This is a genomic window from Hymenobacter tenuis (assembly GCF_054780495.1).
The window spans coordinates 1,977,189-1,992,902 of sequence record NZ_BAAGWF010000001.1; the positions used below are offsets into that span (position 1 = coordinate 1,977,189).

At 57.1% G+C, this 15,714-nt stretch carries 11 protein-coding genes; 7 read left to right on the top strand and 4 right to left on the bottom strand.

Features of this window, described 5'->3' with window-relative positions; translation table 11 throughout:
* The first annotated feature begins 36 nt into the window (after positions 1–36).
* The gene (locus ACYVGU_RS08615; protein ID WP_460621702.1) at positions 37–660 is read left to right on the top strand and encodes a hypothetical protein; all 624 of its coding nucleotides are present in this window, start codon (positions 37–39) and stop codon (positions 658–660) included.
* Between the two features lie 10 nt (positions 661–670).
* Here ACYVGU_RS08615 and miaA read toward each other — a convergent pair whose 3' ends face one another.
* Positions 671–1,570 (bottom strand): tRNA (adenosine(37)-N6)-dimethylallyltransferase, encoded by a 900-nt coding sequence (miaA, locus tag ACYVGU_RS08620; protein ID WP_460621703.1) that lies wholly within the window; start codon positions 1,568–1,570, stop codon positions 671–673.
* A gap of 65 nt (positions 1,571–1,635) precedes the next feature.
* Positions 1,636–2,787 carry a glycosyltransferase gene (locus ACYVGU_RS08625; RefSeq protein ID WP_460621704.1) on the bottom strand — a complete coding sequence of 384 codons (1,152 nt, stop codon included), beginning with the start codon at positions 2,785–2,787 and terminating at the stop codon, positions 1,636–1,638.
* Positions 2,788–2,907: 120 nt separating this feature from the next.
* Between ACYVGU_RS08625 and ACYVGU_RS08630 the strand changes: the two genes are divergently transcribed.
* The 5 genes from ACYVGU_RS08630 (at position 2,908) to ACYVGU_RS08650 (ending at position 10,452) form a co-directional block, all read left to right on the top strand.
* Positions 2,908–6,981, top strand: coding sequence for a PAS domain S-box protein (locus ACYVGU_RS08630; RefSeq protein ID WP_460621705.1), 4,074 nt, complete (start codon positions 2,908–2,910; stop codon positions 6,979–6,981).
* Positions 6,982–7,065: 84 nt separating this feature from the next.
* Positions 7,066–7,443 (top strand): response regulator, encoded by a 378-nt coding sequence (locus ACYVGU_RS08635; RefSeq protein ID WP_110978142.1) that lies wholly within the window; start codon positions 7,066–7,068, stop codon positions 7,441–7,443.
* Positions 7,444–7,564: 121 nt separating this feature from the next.
* Positions 7,565–8,332: an MBL fold metallo-hydrolase gene (locus ACYVGU_RS08640; RefSeq protein ID WP_460621706.1), complete on the top strand. Its 768-nt coding sequence runs from the start codon at positions 7,565–7,567 to the stop codon at positions 8,330–8,332.
* Positions 8,332–8,862, top strand: coding sequence for a hypothetical protein (locus ACYVGU_RS08645; protein ID WP_460621707.1), 531 nt, complete (start codon positions 8,332–8,334; stop codon positions 8,860–8,862). The genes ACYVGU_RS08640 and ACYVGU_RS08645 overlap by 1 nt, the downstream gene beginning before the upstream one ends.
* Complete coding sequence (locus ACYVGU_RS08650) at positions 8,863–10,452, top strand: NFACT RNA binding domain-containing protein (RefSeq protein ID WP_460621708.1); 1,590 nt, start codon at positions 8,863–8,865, stop codon at positions 10,450–10,452.
* Positions 10,453–10,871: 419 nt separating this feature from the next.
* Here the strand turns inward: ACYVGU_RS08650 and ffh are convergent, their stop codons facing one another.
* Positions 10,872–12,221: a signal recognition particle protein gene (gene ffh / locus ACYVGU_RS08655; RefSeq protein WP_460614421.1), complete on the bottom strand. Its 1,350-nt coding sequence runs from the start codon at positions 12,219–12,221 to the stop codon at positions 10,872–10,874.
* A 173-nt stretch (positions 12,222–12,394) separates the two neighbouring features.
* Between ffh and ACYVGU_RS08660 the strand changes: the two genes are divergently transcribed.
* Positions 12,395–13,705 carry a glycosyltransferase family 4 protein gene (locus ACYVGU_RS08660; protein WP_460621709.1) on the top strand — a complete coding sequence of 437 codons (1,311 nt, stop codon included), beginning with the start codon at positions 12,395–12,397 and terminating at the stop codon, positions 13,703–13,705.
* A 1-nt stretch (position 13,706) separates the two neighbouring features.
* Here ACYVGU_RS08660 and ACYVGU_RS08665 read toward each other — a convergent pair whose 3' ends face one another.
* Entirely contained in the window at positions 13,707–15,548 is a 1,842-nt protein-coding gene (locus ACYVGU_RS08665) for a hypothetical protein (protein WP_460621710.1), read from the bottom strand.
* Positions 15,549–15,714 lie beyond the last annotated feature (166 nt).

Genomic DNA, 15,714 nt, shown 5'->3' on the forward strand with positions numbered 1-15,714 from the left:
ATATAGTTCCTTTTCGTCGATTTATATTTTCTGCTTATGCTCTTTCGCTACGCTTCTGCCATTTTACTAGGCACTCTATTAACGGCAACCTTCTCTTCTGCCCAGGCACAAGATGCACCCACTACCCCTGCTGCCCACCGTCCGGCCTTGTTCCGGCTGGGCGCTGGCAGCTCACGTAATGGTACCGGCGATTATCCGGTTTTTAAAGGATTTGTTGAGTACGCGCCGCAGTTTGGCCAGCACGTGCGCCTAGGGTCGCGGCTAGCCTATATCGGGGGCAATCAGCCGTACTACTTGGATGCAGGCATAGAGCTTGCCGTGCCGCAGTCGTATAGGGCGCTGAATCTGGAGCAAGAGGCTTTTTGGGTACCCTTCGGGGTAAATAAGGTTGTTGAGTTTGGCATTGGGGGCGGCCTAGTAGCGGGCTACGCCAAGCAGGAAACCTTCACTAGTGCCGGCTACAATAGGCAGAGCGGCGCTTACTACTATGAAACCGCCATCGAGGAGGGCTTTCATCTAGGCTACATGGCGTCACTTTATGCAGATCTGGCGCTTACCCAAGACCGCACCTGGCGCATAGGCGGACGGCTAGCCGTGCAGAACGATACCCGTGGCAATATTTTGCCCGGGGCACAATTTCAGCTTAGCCGAGACTGGTAAGGAGCTGCTCCTACCCTGCTGCTAGCTCATCTGGGTGAAACCACTGGTACTCCGGGTCGCGGCGGATCCAGGTGAGCTGGCGCTTGGCGTATCGGCGCGAGTTACGCTTAAGCAGCCGGACGGCCTCGTCAAAATCATACTGGCCCTCGAAGTAGCCAAACAGCTCCTGATACCCTACCGTTTGGAGAGCGTTGTGGTGCCGATGCGGATACAAAGCGCGGGCTTCGGCTTCAAGGCCCGCAGCCAGCATCTGGTCCATGCGCTGATCAATACGCGCATATAGCTCTTCCCGCTCCCGGCTCAGGGCCACCTTCACCACCTTGAATGGCTTAGGCGCCGATTTGCTGCCGTGGAAAGAGCTGAATGGCTGCCCAGTTGCCCGGCTGATTTCTAAGGCCCGCAGCACCCGTTGTGGGTTTTGCCGGTCGATGCGGGCGTAGGTTACGGGGTCGAGGCGGGCTAGCTCCTGCGTGAGCGGCTCCAGGCCCTGCGCCTCCAGCTCAGCGCGCAGCTGCTGGCGCACCTCCGGTGGTACGGCCGGCAGCTCATCCAATCCATCCGTTACGGCTTGCAGGTACAAGCCCGAGCCGCCCGTCAGAATCACTACCTGGTGGCGCTGAAACAAGTCGGCCAGCAGGACCACCGCATCTTGCTCAAAGCGGCCGGCATTATACTCTTCCGCAATGCTATGCGAGTTGATGAAGTGGTGCGGCACGCCCTTCATTTCTTCCGGCGTGGGCTTGGCCGTACCAATGGTCAATTCCCGGAAAAATTGCCGCGAATCAGCCGATACAATTTCCGTATTCAGTTGCTGGGCCAGCCGCACGCACAAGTCCGTTTTCCCCACGGCCGTAGGGCCGGTAATTACCAGCAGCGTAGGGGAAGTAGCGGCCGCCAGGTCAGAGAGCATCAGCAAAGGCACAAGGAAAAGCGTAAAAGAAAGGCGTAGAAAAGACAAAAATACAGCATCTGCTGCTAGCGGCTGCGTTTGAGGCTTTCCTTGTGCTGGCAGGCGGTTACGTCCTTATAGAGGGCTAGCAGCCGGATTGCTTCCTGTTGCCAGTTTAGCTCAAGGCGGGCACGGCGGCAGTTTTCGGCCAGCTGTTGGTAGCGAGCCGCGTCGCCGCCGGGCAGCAGGCGGTTGAGCGCCCGGGCCAGGGTAGCAGGCTCCAGATCGGGCACTAGGTCAGCTACGTCATGCAAGTCATTCAGGGCCCGGTACTCCGGAAAGTCGATGACTACTTGCGGCACGCCGGCATGCAGGTAGTCGAAAAACTTGTTAGCCAGCGAGTAATAGTAGCTCAGCCCCTGGTTTTCCAGCAGCATTACGCCCAGCGTGGCTTGGCGCGTAAGCTGCTGCAGCTCAGCGGGCAGCACATACCCCCGAAACTCAACCTGCCCGCTTTGTACTAGCCCCAGTTCAGCGGCCAAGTCCCGCAGCTTTCCTGACAGGTTGCCTTCGCCGCAGATGACCAGCCGGCCGCGCACTAGGGGCATAGCGCGCAGCAACTGCTCCAGCCCCCGCCCTACATTCAGCGCTCCTTGGTACAGGATAAAGCCATCGGGCGGGGCTGCGGCAGGCGCCGGAGGTAGCACCTCATCGGTGAGGCGGCTGATGTTCCGGACTACCTTAATCGGCCGGCCGTGGCGCTGCTCCAGCACGCGGGCCAGGGCCGGCCCTACGGTGTAGGCCAGGGAAGCGCGCGGCACAATAAAGTTTTCTACCCACCGCCACAGCCGCTGTACCCGGGGCCGCGCCACTACCTCCGGCACTTCCGTAAACAGTTCATGCGCGTCGTAAACCAACGGCTGGACTCCTAGGCGCGCCCGAAGCCACATGGGCAAAGCGGTGTCCAGGTCGATGGCGCACCAGGCCGCCGCCCGCTGGCCCAGCAAAAACACGCTCAACCGCAGGGTATATTCCAGATAAAAAAGCTTGCCTTGCGTAAAATAACACGCTAGTCGGTGTTGCTGGTACGGCTGAGGCGTGAGCGGCACCGAAGCCGGCCATTCTCTTCCAATTAGCAGCACCTCGTAGCCGGCCTGGGCCAGCGTTCCGCAAATGCGTTGCATCCGCTGGTCGTAGTTCAGGTCAGTCGTAACAGCAAAGACCAGGCGTGTCGACACAGGCAGCAAACAGGTTCCGGTAACGGAACGACGGTAGTTTCAGGAATTGTCGCAAATTTAAGAACTTCATCCGGAGACTAGCCAGGCCCTTGGCTTCCGGTTCCGCGCATTTTTCTTCTCATGAATACAACTCCGAGTACATCGGCATCTCTTCCCGCCCACGGCTCCAGCCTGGCTCCTGACGTGTACCGTGCGCTATTTGAGGAATCGTACGACGGCTTGCTTCTGTATGACGCGCGCGGCATCCTCATCGACTGCAACCAGCAGGCCGTACAGTACCTGGGCACTACTCGCCCCATGCTGCTGGGCACCGGCCTGATGGCTTTTTCCTTTATTCCGGACTCCACGGCCTCTACCCAGCTCGTGTCGGAGCTGCAGCTCCGCGAAAGAATACAGCTGTGCATCGCCACGGGCCAGCGGTTCTCGCATCGGTGGAGCGGCCATTCTACCAACAGCACCACCCTGCAGGCCTGGGTAACGCTCAGCCGGCTGAATATCAACGATGAGCCGATGGTGCTGCTCACCCTCCGGGACCTAGCGGTGCCCTCGCCCCTCACGGACAACCGCCCCGACACCCTTAGCCCCGCCGCTCCTATTGAGCACCTCTCTGACTTTTCGCGCGGACAGTTCCGGGATGTGCTCAGCCGAGCTGGCATGGGCTACTTGTTACTGGATTTGGATGCTCGCATTCAGGACGTAAACGAATACTTCTGTGAGCTAACTGGCCGGCCAGCGCCCACGCTCTATGGCCGCGACTACTTTACCCTGTTTGCTCCGGAGCAGGAGCGCGAGCCACGCCGCTACGCCTTCAAAAGAGCTATTGAGGAAGAAGAATTGCAGGATTTCTTTGAGCGCTCCTTGCTCACGATTTCCGGGCAGGGCCGCACCTTTTTCTGGCACTCCGAGTTTGAGCGCGACAGCCACGGCGCCATTACAGGCATCTTGTTCGTGGGGCGCGATATCACGGACAAGCAGGTGGCCGTGCGGGCGCTTACCGATAACCGCAACCGCCTTCAAGACTTTCTGGACAATGCCCACGACCTGATCCAGAATCTGAGCATTGATAATCACTTCCTGTTTGTAAATAAAGCCTGGAAGGAAAAGCTGGGCTACGAGGACACCGAGCTGCCGCACCTAACCCTGTCGGATGTAGTGCACCCGTACTACAAGGCCAAGCTGCTATATCAGCTGCGCAACCTCTACAAAGGCGAAAAAGTCAATAAGCTGGAAACCGTTTTCCTGACCAAATCAGGCAAGCCTATTCACCTGATTGGCTCCATCAGCTGCTCCTGGCAGGATAATGAGCCCGTCAGTACCCGCGCCATTCTGCACGACATCACGGACCGCATCAAGGCCGAGCGGTTGCAGAAAGTGTACTACAGCATTGCCAACTTGGCTATCAGCTCCAAAGATTTAAGCTCCCTCTACGGGGCTATTCATCGGGAGCTGAGCAAGATTATCGAGACCAATAACTTTTACATTGCCCTCTGCGATGAAGCCCGCACGCAGTTGCAGTTTGCGTATTTCGTAGACCAGAACTCGCAGGGCGACCAGAACCTAATGGCCCGCCCCTTCTCGTCGGGGGTTTCAGAATATATCATCCGAACGGGACGGCCCTTGTACCTGCTTAAGCACGAGTTGCAGGAGCTGATTGCCAATGGCACCATCACGGCATATGGCCTGATGCCGGAAGTCATGCTTTGCTCCCCCCTGAGCATTGGCGAGCGAATTATTGGGGTAATTGCCGTACAGGATTATCAGAAAGCCGATGCCTACGCTGCGGCCGACATTGAAATCCTGCACTTCATCTCGAACCAGGTGGCGCTGGCCATTGAGCGCAAGCGCAACGAGGTCCAGATTCAGAAGCAAAACGCCCGCCTGAACGCCATTTTCGAAAGCGGCTCGCACCTGATGTGGTCCGTGGATACGCATTCGCGCCTGAGCTCCTTTAACCGCAACTATGCGGCCTATTTCCTGCGCCGCAATGGCGTGTATCCCTCACTAAACATCAACCTCTGGCAGGCCGATGTGGCCCTGATGGATGAGGACGCCCGCAGCGCATTCATTGAAAACTACCGCAAGGCGTTTCAGGGGCATCCGCAGCGCTTTGAGGTACGCCTGCGCGACGCACGTGGGCAGGATACCTGGCGCGAAATCTACCTCAACCCTATCTACCTCGATGATGGCTCCTTTGAGGAAATTTCGGGCATTGCCCACGACATCACAGAGAAAAAACGCTCGCAGCTAGAGCTGGCGGCGCAGGAAGAAAAATTCCGCGCCATCTTCGAGTCGTTCCAGGATGTGTACTACCGCACCGATGGCACGGGCAAGCTCACCCTGCTCAGCCCATCTGTGCTGGATATGCTAGGTTACGCACCGGAGGAAGTGCTAGGCCGCTACATAGGCGAGTTTTACATGCACCCCGAGCAGCGGGAAACCCTGCTGGAAAGCGTGCGGCAGAACGGCGAGGCCCGCAACTTTGAAATTGCCATGCGCCATAAAGCCGGGCACGCAGTCAGCGTGTTGGTGAATGCCCGCAAGGTAGCCGACGGCGACGGCGGCACGGAAGGTATTGCCCGCGACATCACGGAGATGAAGCAGATGCAGGATGACCTGCGCCAAGCCAAAGAAGCAGCAGAGCAAGCTCTGGAAGCTAAAACGCTGTTTTTGGCTAACATGAGCCATGAGCTGCGCACGCCTATGAACGGCATCATTGGCATGATTGACTTGCTGCACCAAACGGTTTCCTCGGAAGAGCAGGAAGAGTACGTGGATACCCTGCGCAAGTCGTCGGATGCGTTGATGGCTATTCTGAACGATATTCTGGACCTCTCGAAAATTCAGGCAGGTAAGCTGCAGCTTAGTGAGTCGGGCATTGATTTGCACTACACTCTCGATAAGATTCACTCCCTGTTTGCCAACCGGGCCAACCAGAAGCATCTTTCCTTTACCTACCACATCACGCCGCACACACCGCGCTTCATCATTACAGATGAAACGCGCCTGCTCCAGATCCTGAGCAACCTGACCTCCAACGCCATCAAGTTTACGGCGGCGGGTACGGTAAGCGTGATTGTGTCCTCGACGGTGACGGACGGGGAAGAGCACACCCTGCGCTTTGCCGTGCAAGACTCCGGCATTGGCATCTCAGAAGACAACGAAAAACTGCTTTTCACCAACTTCACGCAGCTCGATACCACTCCCACCAAAGCCTTTGGCGGCACCGGGCTGGGGTTGGCCATCAGCAAGCAGCTAGCAGAATTGCTAGGGGGTGAAATTGGGGTGTACTCCAACATCGGGGATGGCTCCACGTTCTGGTTTACCATCCGATGCCGGGTAGCGCACAACGAGGCCGAGATTGTGCAGGAGCGCCTCACGGCGCGGGAGCGGCCGCAGGAGGTGGTTCGCTTTGAAACAGCCCCGAAGGTGCTGCTTGTGGATGATAACCCCATCAACCAGAAGGTGGCTATTCGGCTGCTCGACAAGCTGGGCTGCGACATTGTAGTAGCCTCCGATGGATTTGAGGCCATCAGCCGGGCTACTGCTCCGGATGCGCAATACGACTTGATTTTCATGGATATCCAGATGCCGGAAATGGACGGCGTGACGGCTATGCAGGAAATCAGGCGCCGACTAGGCACCAGCTGCCCGCCCATCGTGGCCATGACGGCGTACTCCATGAAGGAAGATGCCGACCGCTTTGTGCAGCAGGGTATGGATGGCTACGTATCGAAGCCGGTGAAAAGCCAGGACTTGTATTCCGTGCTGCGCCAGTGGACTTCGAACAAGCCCGTGGTGCTGCCCAACCCCGACCTAGTTGAACACAAAAAAGCGGAAGCTCCGCCCGCCGCCGATATCATTGATATGGAAATTGTGGAGCAGCTGCGGCAGCTAGGCGGTGGTGAGTTTGCGGCCCAACTTTTCACCGATTTTGAGCTCGAAGCCGGGCAGTTACTGTCGGAAGCAGCTACTTTCGTGGAACAAGGCCAATACGAGCAGATTTTGCCACATTTGCACCAGCTGAAAGGCACCGGCTTCACACTAGGCATTCGCTACGTAGCAGAAAGTGCCAAAGCTTTGGAACATGACCTCAAAAATGGCCGTACGGAAACGGTCAAAGAGGATTTTCAAAAGATGCTTGATTACTTTACACAGTTCAAGGCTGTGTACCCTGCCCTGACTCAGGCACTCTGATGTTGGGAAACAGACTATACGTGTGCCCTAACCTGCTGAAACAAACCACACTCTCTCACCGAAATCTACAATCCCTTCTCCCCCATGGCCGACTCTAAAACTATTCTGATTGCCGAAGACAGCTCCGTTATCCTGAACCTGACCAAAAAAATTCTGGAGCTCCAAAAATACCGCATTGTGTCGGCTAAAAATGGCGGCGAGGTTATTAAGCAGGTAGAAAGCCAACCCATCGACTGCGTTCTGATGGACATTAACATTCCGGTAAAGGATGGAATGGAGTGCACCCGCGAGATTCGTCGTCATTCGGATCCGCGCATTGCCAAAATTCCGGTTATTGCCATTACCGGCAACGCCAACAACTACTCCATGGAGCAATTCCGTGAGGCGGGCGTAACGGACTACCTGCCCAAACCACTTGACTTTGATGCTCTGGTGCGCGTGGTGAAGCAGTACATTGGTTAATTGATTTAGGATATTAGCATTTTAGGGTTTGGGGAGTTGGATGACGTTTAACCAGACGCTGGTTTTATAGCGGAACATCATCTGAGCCCCAAGCCCCTAAAATGCCAATATTCTCTCCTTTATGGAAGTTACCTTTCTGGGCACGGGCACATCGCAGGGCGTGCCTGTTATTGGCTGCTCGTGTATCGTTTGTCGGTCGGTGGACTACCGCGACAAGCGTCTGCGCGTGTCAGTGCACCTGCAGGTGCAGGGCAAAAGCATCATCATCGATTCGGGCCCCGATTTTCGCCAGCAGGCACTGCGCGAGCACATCCACCACCTAGATGCCCTCGTGTTCACGCACGAGCACAAGGACCACACAGGTGGGCTAGATGACATCAGGGCCTATAACTTCCGGCAACAGCAGGATATGCCTGTGTATGCCGAGCAGCGGGTGCTGGACCAGTTGCGGCGCGAGTACGACTACATTTTTTCCGAAAACAAGTACCCGGGCATTCCGCAGGTACAAACCCATGCCATTACCAGCGACACCGATAGTTTTTGGGTGGAAGGCGTCGAGTTTCAGCCTATTCGGGCGCTACACTACAAACTACCGGTATTAGGCTTTCGGGTGGGCAACTTTACCTACCTCACGGACGCCAACTACCTTAGCCCAGAGGCCTTGGAGCGGATGCGCGGCTCTGAAGTGATTGTGCTGAACGCCTTGCGTCACGAAAAGCATATCTCGCACTTCACACTGCGGGAGGCGGTGCATATTCTGGAAGACCTAGCTCCTACCCGCGGCTATCTGACGCATATTAGCCACCAGCTGGGCCGCCACCGCGAAACCGAGGCTGAGCTGCCCGACTTTATCAAGCTGGCGTATGATGGGCTACGCATAAAAATCTGATGCGCTTCCTTCCTTGGGTTACTGAAGAATTTCGCTCACCCCTAAGCCCCGTTGAAATTCAGGAGCGTTTGCAGGCTAATTTAGCTCCCTCATTATATACGGGGAATATATGGCGAAGTCCATTTGCAGAGCAGCAATCGTCCTTTTTCCGCGGTACGGCTAGCCAGAATACCTTTACAATACAACGCGTTATCTATTATAAAACCCCTTCGCTTCCTCGGATAATAGGCTGGATGACGCCGCAGCCAGACAACTTGGGTAGTTCAATACATGTGCGCCATCGAATGCCATATTTCAGTCTGGCATTCGCTGCTTTTTGGCATACATCGCTGCTCGTCAGCCTGTTAATAGGCCTAAATAACGGGTCTTTATATGGAGCATCTGTTCTTGGTCCTCTTTTTATGCTGGTTTGCGGGCTAGCAATAATTATTATACCATTCTGGTTTGAAGTAGGTAAATCACGTCCCGAGCTGATAAAACTCTTGCAGTTGGAAGAAGCCGGCACTGCCCGTCAGTCTGTTGTCAAGTAGATGCACACCAACCACTATTTCCTGCGGCAGCTAGCGCCGGCCCTTACGCAGCAGTTGGCGGGCTACACCGTAGCCACGTGCTTTTCGCAGGAGAAGGATGAGCTAGTAATTGGGCTTACAAACGGGCAACATGAGTTCTGGCTAAAGGCACACCTAGCAGCGGCCGGCCCGTTGCTGGCGCTGCCCGAATCGTTTCATCGGGCCCGGCAGAATTCAGTGGACTTGCTTCCGGATTTACTAGGTCAGAAAGTCACCCAAGTTCGGGCCTGGACGAACGACCGGGTGCTGCAGTTTAGCTTTCGGAGTGGCGCTACCCTGGTATTCAAGCTGTACAGCACCCGACCCAACGCTATTTTTCGGTCGGCACCGGGCGCTGCGGCGGAGCTGTTTCACCAGCGCTACACCGCCGATGCGGAATTACTACCCCTGCCAGCAACGGCAACCTCTTCTCCCCCGGCAGCACCTGCCGAGCTACCGGCCAACCCACTTAAAGCCTATCCCAGCCTCGGCGACCTGGCCTTGGCCTACCTTCGCACTCATGGCTACGACCCAGCCTCTTTGGAGCAAAAATGGGCACTAGTACGTGAGGTAGTGCACCGCCTAGAGCAGCCGGAAGCCTTCTATATCACGCGCCTGGAGGGCCGCACGCGCTTGAGTTTGCTGCCCGTAGGCGAGGTAGAATTCACGCTGCCAGCTGACGACCCCATTGCGGCGCTTCGGCGGTTTGTGCCGATGCTGCTTAACCGCCGCGCCTACGAGCTAGAAGTCCGGCAAATCAGGCAGCAGCTAGAAAAGCGCGCCGACGAAGCCGCTACTAGTGCCCAGCATGCCCGGCGCCGCCTGCACGACCTGGAGCACACCGTGGGCTACCGCCAAACGGCCGACTTGATTATGGCCCACCTGAGCCAGATTCCGGCCGGCGCTGCGCAGGTGGAGGTCGTGGATTTCTACCAGGATAATCAGCCGCGCATCATCAAGCTCAAGCCTTTCGAAACGCCCCAGCGCACCGCCCAGAACCTTTACCGCAAAGCCAAAAACCAGCAAGTAGAAACCAAGGAGCTGAGTGCCCGCGCCGAGCGCCGAGAAACAGATGCTTTTTGGTGCCTGGAGCGCCTGGAGGAGCTAGCCGCCCTACCCCCCGACGACCTGCGAAGCTTCCGGCAATGGCGCAAGCAGCACGGCCTCGACCCCGCAGCCGCTGCCAAAGCCACCGCCCAAGAGCTGCCGTTTAAGGTGTTCGAGGATAGCGGCTTTACTATTTTGGTGGGCCGCAATGCCCAAAACAACGACCTGCTCACCCAGCGCTACGCACATAAAGATGACCTCTGGCTGCACGCCAAAGATGTAACCGGCTCGCATGTAGTCATTCGACAGAAGCCCGGGCAAACCGTGCCGGCGCCTGTGCTGGAGCGGGCCGCCCAACTGGCTGCCTGGTACTCGCGCCGCAAAAACGACTCGCTCTGCCCCGTCACCTACACGCCCAAAAAGTTTGTGCGCAAGCCCAAAGGCGCCATTGCGGGCCAGGTGGTAGTAGAGCGCGAGAACGTGCTACTGGTAGTACCCGCCAACCCATTTGAGCGGGAAGGGTAGCAGAAAACGAACAGCGCTTTAGTACATGCCAGTTTACTAGGCTCTGCTTTAAGCTGAAGTCTATAAAGTACATGTCATGTCGAGATTGTCATGACAACTCGCTTAACTGAGGTTGCAGGAGCAAGCCATCCTAGCGTTCAGTTCCCTACAGACCGTCATTCCGAGCTCAGTCGAGGAATCTCGCGTGCTGATCTTGCAATGGCAATTCTGGTGTCAGCACGCAAGATTCCTCGACTGCGCTCGGAATGACGGTCTGGTGTAGGCATGTAGGACAGTTTACACCTGAAACGGCAGCACGCCAGATGCTTTCGCTTCGCTCAGCATGACGTTTGTTTCCGACGTCATTTTAGATCCGGCTGAGCACAAAAAAGCCCGGACGCAGGAGCATCCGGGCTTTGAGGTTTGAGGCGTTTTGGGGCCTAGCGCAGGGGGCCTTTCATGCCCATCATGCGAGCCATTTGCTGCATACCGCCTTTGGTGGAGCTCATTTTGTTCATGGTGCGCATTACTTTACGCATATCCTCAAACTGCTTCATTAGGTTGTTTACCTGCTGAATATCCGTGCCGGAGCCTTTAGCCAAGCGGCGACGGCGCGAGCCGTTCAGCAGTTCAGGCTGGGCGCGCTCCTTAGGCGTCATGCTCTTGATGATGGCTTCAATGGGCTTGAAGGCGTCGTCGTCGATTTCCACGTCCTTCATGGCTTTGCCCATGCCGGGGATCATGCCCACCAGATCTTTCAGGTTGCCCATCTTCTTGATCTGCTCCAGTTGGGAGAGGAAGTCGTCGAAGTTGAACTGGTTTTTGCGAATCTTCTGGTTGATGCGCTTGGCCTCTTCCTCGTCGAACTGCTGCTGCGCACGTTCTACCAGCGAGATTACGTCGCCCATGCCCAGGATACGCTGGGCCATACGGTCTGGATAGAACATATCCAGCGCCTCCATCTTCTCGCCCGTCGAGATAAACTTGATGGGCTTTTCTACCACGGCCCGAATGGACAGGGCAGCACCACCGCGCGAGTCACCATCGAGTTTGGTGAGTACCACGCCATCGAAGTTCAGGCGGTCGTTGAAAGTTTTGGCCGTGTTCACGGCGTCCTGACCCGTCATCGAGTCAACCACGAACAAGGTTTCTGAGGGATTGATGGCGCGCTTTACGGCCTCAATCTCGTTCATCATCTGCTCGTCCACAGCCAAGCGGCCGGCGGTGTCGATGATGACTACTTTTTTGTTGTTTTTGCGAGCGTAATCAATGGCGTTCTGCGAAATCTGAACCGGATTCTTGTTTTCCGGCTCCGAGTACACCTCCACTCCTACCTGCTCACCCAACACTTTCAGCTGGTCGATAGCGGCCGGACGATACACGTCGCAGGCTACCAGCAGTACCGTGCGGTTTTGCTTTTTGAGGTAGCTAGCCAGCTTACCGGCAAATGTGGTTTTGCCCGAACCCTGCAGACCCGAAAGCAGCACCACAGCCGGCTCGCCTTTGATGACGATGTCCTGCTTTTCGCCGCCCATGAGCTGGGTAAGCTCATCATACACGATTTTGGTCATCAGCTGGCCCGGCGACACGCTAATAAGCACGTCGCGGCCCATGGCCTCGTCTTTAATCTTGTCGGTTACTTCCTTGGCTACCTTGTAGTTAACGTCGGCATCTACCAGAGCACGGCGGATTTCCTTTACCGTGGCGGCAACGTTGATTTCGGTGATGCTGCCCTGGCCTTTGAGGGTTTTAAAGGCCTTATCAAGCTTGGTACTGAGATTATCGAACATGGAGTCGCAGATTTGCGCTGATTGTCGTGAAATTGCTGAAGCTAGCCCACTCTCGGGGAGAGAGCCTGGGAAAGGCAGAAGGCCTTCGGGGGTTCAGCCTTCAAAAGTAACCAGAAAACCCCGAAAGGCCGCGGCTATGTACCTTCGCGGTTTCATTCCCTCTCGTTCTGCCCGTGTCTGCTGCTCGTCCGCTTCGTTTGCTTGTCATTACCTATTACTGGCCGCCCTCCGGTGGGGCCGGCGTGCAGCGCAGCCTCAAGTTCGTGAAGCATCTGCCCCAGTTTGGAGTAGAGCCCACCGTTATTACCGTCGACCCCGCGCAGGGCGCCTACCCCGTGCTCGACCACTCCTTGGCCGCTGATGTGCCGCCCCACGTGCGGGTGTTGCGCACCAGCACCTTTGAGCCCTTTGATAGCTATAAGAAGCTGACTGGCAAGCAAGTTCCCTACGGCGGCTTTGTGGGCGAAAGCAAAACCAGCTTGGTACAGCGCCTCTTCAAGTTTGTGCGCGGCAACGTGTTTATCCCTGATGCGCGGCGCGGCTGGAACCGCTACGTGTTGCAAGCCGTGGCCGACCTAGTAGCCGCCGGTGAGCAGTTTGACGCCGTGCTAACCAGCTCGCCGCCGCACTCTACCCAGCTGATTGGGCTGGAGCTAAAGCGCCGCTACGGCCTGCGCTGGCTGGCCGATATGCGCGACCCCTGGACGGATATTTATTACTATAAAGAGCTGAACCATACGCCACCGGCTCGCTGGCTTGATGCGCGCTACGAGCGCCAAGTGCTGGAACAGGCCGATGCCGTGCTGGTCACCAGCCCCAGCACCAAGCGCCTGTTCAGCGCAAAGTCGGGGCGGATTGCGGCCGAGAAAATTCATGTGCTGCCGAATGGTTATGATGAGGCTGATTTCCGGGAGCCGAGCGCGCCGCCTCCGGATGCCTTACTTATTACCCACACGGGCACTATCTCTGAAACCTACCACATTGAGCAGCTGCTAGCGGCCTGTGCTGAGTGTGCCCGACGCCACCCTCGCGTGCCGCTACGGCTGCGCTTCGTGGGCAAAGTATCCGATGGATTGCGGGAACAAGTGGTGGCAGCAGGGTTGCAGAACCGGACGGAGTTTATTCCCTTCGTGCCGCACGATGAGTCGGTGGGCTACCTGCTCCGGAGCACGGTGCTGCTCATGGCCATTCCGGACGTAGCCAACAACCTGGGTATCTTGCCCGGCAAAGTATTCGAGTATCTGGCTGCCCGCAAGCCCATCCTGTGCGTCGGGCCGGCTGGCTCCGATGCAGACATTCTACTGCGCGAATGTGGCGCGGGCCAGGCTCTTCCCTACGCTGATTACGCTGCTATGCTAGCCCGGCTGGAGTCGTTGGTAGCCCAGTGGCACTTTAGCCCCAACTTGGACCTAGCGGGGAATGCGCACGCACGCTACTCCCGCCGCGCCCTCACGGAGCAACTCGCAAAGCTTATTCAGCCCTGACCTACAGCTTTTGCCATAGCCCACGCAGTTTGCCCGGCACCAGGCTAGCCGCGCGCGCTTTCAGGTCTGTCCAAGTGGAGTGTTCCAGTTGCTGGCCGTGCCACTCGCTAATGGCGGCAGCGAGGCGCTGCGCCAAGGTGCGGTAGTGCTGGCGCTGGTAGTGGCGCAGGTTGTTAGTTACGTCGGCGGGGGTTTGCACAAACTCGCGCACATCCAGCACAAAGCAGTTTTCGGCCGAGGCTACAAAGTCAGCTAGCGCGTTATTCATCAGCTGATGCCGCTGCACTGCCCCTTTTTCACCGGAGCCAGGCACTTCAACTTCACTGCCATTCAGGAAAAAGATGGGCACGGCAGCCGGCACCTGAGCGCGCAACCACTTTAGGTTGACCAGGAACCTAGGTGGCGCTAGCTGCCCCACACACTCAAACTCCTGCTGAAACCGCCGCAGAAAGGCCTCATTCAGGCCCTGAAAGCGGCGCTGGGCATACTTGGCAGCTTGGGCGGCTGGCTCCACCGTGGTCAGATCTTGGTACCCACCGAAGGGTATTTCGAGGCCAGTGGCTTTTTCGCGGTACAGCTCCTGGGTATAATCCATCAGGGGGCTGTACACCAGCACGTCGTAGCCATCGTTCCAGAGCTGGGTTTCAAAGGCTTCGCGGCCTAGGAAAGGCAGCTGAGAAGCTACCCGTTGCTGCTCAGCCGCCGGCCACTCCTTGCTGGCTCGCAGCAGTGCCGTATGCTCCAGATGCACCGGAATCTGGTGCTCGTTATTGAAGTTGAATTCCTCGGTTACGTCCAGCGCAAACGCCTGCAAAAACGGCGTGAGCTGGCCCAGGTCGCAGCCGCCTTTGAGCAGCACGCGCAGGCGGCTACCCGAGGGGTTGGCGGTCGGTGCGGGGGTAGTCCGCTGCTCTATCGTAATCCAATCGGGGCGCTCGGTGTGGTTAAGCTCGGTGGCTACTTCTCCTTGTACCGTTAGTTCCGGAAAGCCCAGATGGGCGTAGGTGAACTGCTCAATACCCAGGTGCAGAATCCGGCAGGAAAACACCAGCTGCTCTAGCTGCTTACTAGCTTGGTTCAGGCAATACACCCCCACCAAGCCGTAGTCGCCGAAATTGTCTTGCACACGCACCGTGCCCCAGCGCAGATTCGGGTCTTGGAAGCTGGTGGCTAGCTCCTGTTGGCTCACGCGGCGCTTGGTAAAGTTCAGCTGATTGGAGCGGTTGATGAGTTCTTCCACCCTAGCCAGATCGGGCGTAACCGCGGCGCCTTCCCGGAACTCAATGCGCACCTGGGCATCGCGCAAAAAGGCCAGGTTGTCATCGTATTGGGTACGGGCCTGCTGCTGGCGCTCCAACAGTTTGTACTGCTCCAGGCGCGAAAACGTGGGGTCGGGCTTGCCGGTTTGCCGCAGCTGAGGGGCTAGTAACACGAGGGCCGTGGGGTCGGCTACTTGGAGTTCGGGATTATAGTATTGTGCCTCAGCCCTGTTGATGGGGTTGTCGTCGAGGAAGAGTGCGTTGGGGGCCCGCAGTTGCATTTGCTCCAGCAGCTGCTTGATAATCGGGCCTTTGGGTTGCCAGCTGATCTGGGGAAAAACAAACAGGTCGCGGATGCCCAGCTCTATCAGCTTCGCCTCGGCAGGCGCAAAGTCGTTTTTGCTGACGATGGTGTGGACTATGCCCCGCGCGGCCGTGTCGCGCACGAGCTGCAGGTTTTCTTCCAAGGCCTCCACCGCGCCTTCCGAAAGCGTGCCTTTCCAAAACGTATCATCTAAATCCCAGATGATAACTTTAATGGGAGAGTCAGGTGAAAGGTGGGCGGTGCCAGTTGCCAAATCCATTGCTACGAAACTAGGGGTGTGCGTTGCCAGGCGGCAGCCTCAGCAGCCCATCCAGAAACAAACTGATAACCGGCGCCGCACTACTGACAATTGAACACCGGCAAAACTACGCAAGCTCCCGGCGGAATGTATACTTTTGTTCCCCTTACCCCGGCTGGCGCAGTTG

Bases quoted from the DNA above. Each gene is read 5' to 3' on its own strand.
- ACYVGU_RS08615 (WP_460621702.1), top strand. From the start codon at position 37: ATGCTCTTTCGCTACGCTTCTGCCATTTTACTAGGCACTCTATTAACG.
- miaA (WP_460621703.1), bottom strand. From the start codon at position 1,570: ATGCTCTCTGACCTGGCGGCCGCTACTTCCCCTACGCTGCTGGTAATT.
- ACYVGU_RS08630 (WP_460621705.1), top strand. From the start codon at position 2,908: ATGAATACAACTCCGAGTACATCGGCATCTCTTCCCGCCCACGGCTCC.
- ACYVGU_RS08635 (WP_110978142.1), top strand. From the start codon at position 7,066: ATGGCCGACTCTAAAACTATTCTGATTGCCGAAGACAGCTCCGTTATC.
- ACYVGU_RS08640 (WP_460621706.1), top strand. From the start codon at position 7,565: ATGGAAGTTACCTTTCTGGGCACGGGCACATCGCAGGGCGTGCCTGTT.
- ACYVGU_RS08645 (WP_460621707.1), top strand. From the start codon at position 8,332: ATGCGCTTCCTTCCTTGGGTTACTGAAGAATTTCGCTCACCCCTAAGC.
- ACYVGU_RS08650 (WP_460621708.1), top strand. From the start codon at position 8,863: ATGCACACCAACCACTATTTCCTGCGGCAGCTAGCGCCGGCCCTTACG.
- ffh (WP_460614421.1), bottom strand. From the start codon at position 12,221: ATGTTCGATAATCTCAGTACCAAGCTTGATAAGGCCTTTAAAACCCTC.
- ACYVGU_RS08665 (WP_460621710.1), bottom strand. From the start codon at position 15,548: ATGGATTTGGCAACTGGCACCGCCCACCTTTCACCTGACTCTCCCATT.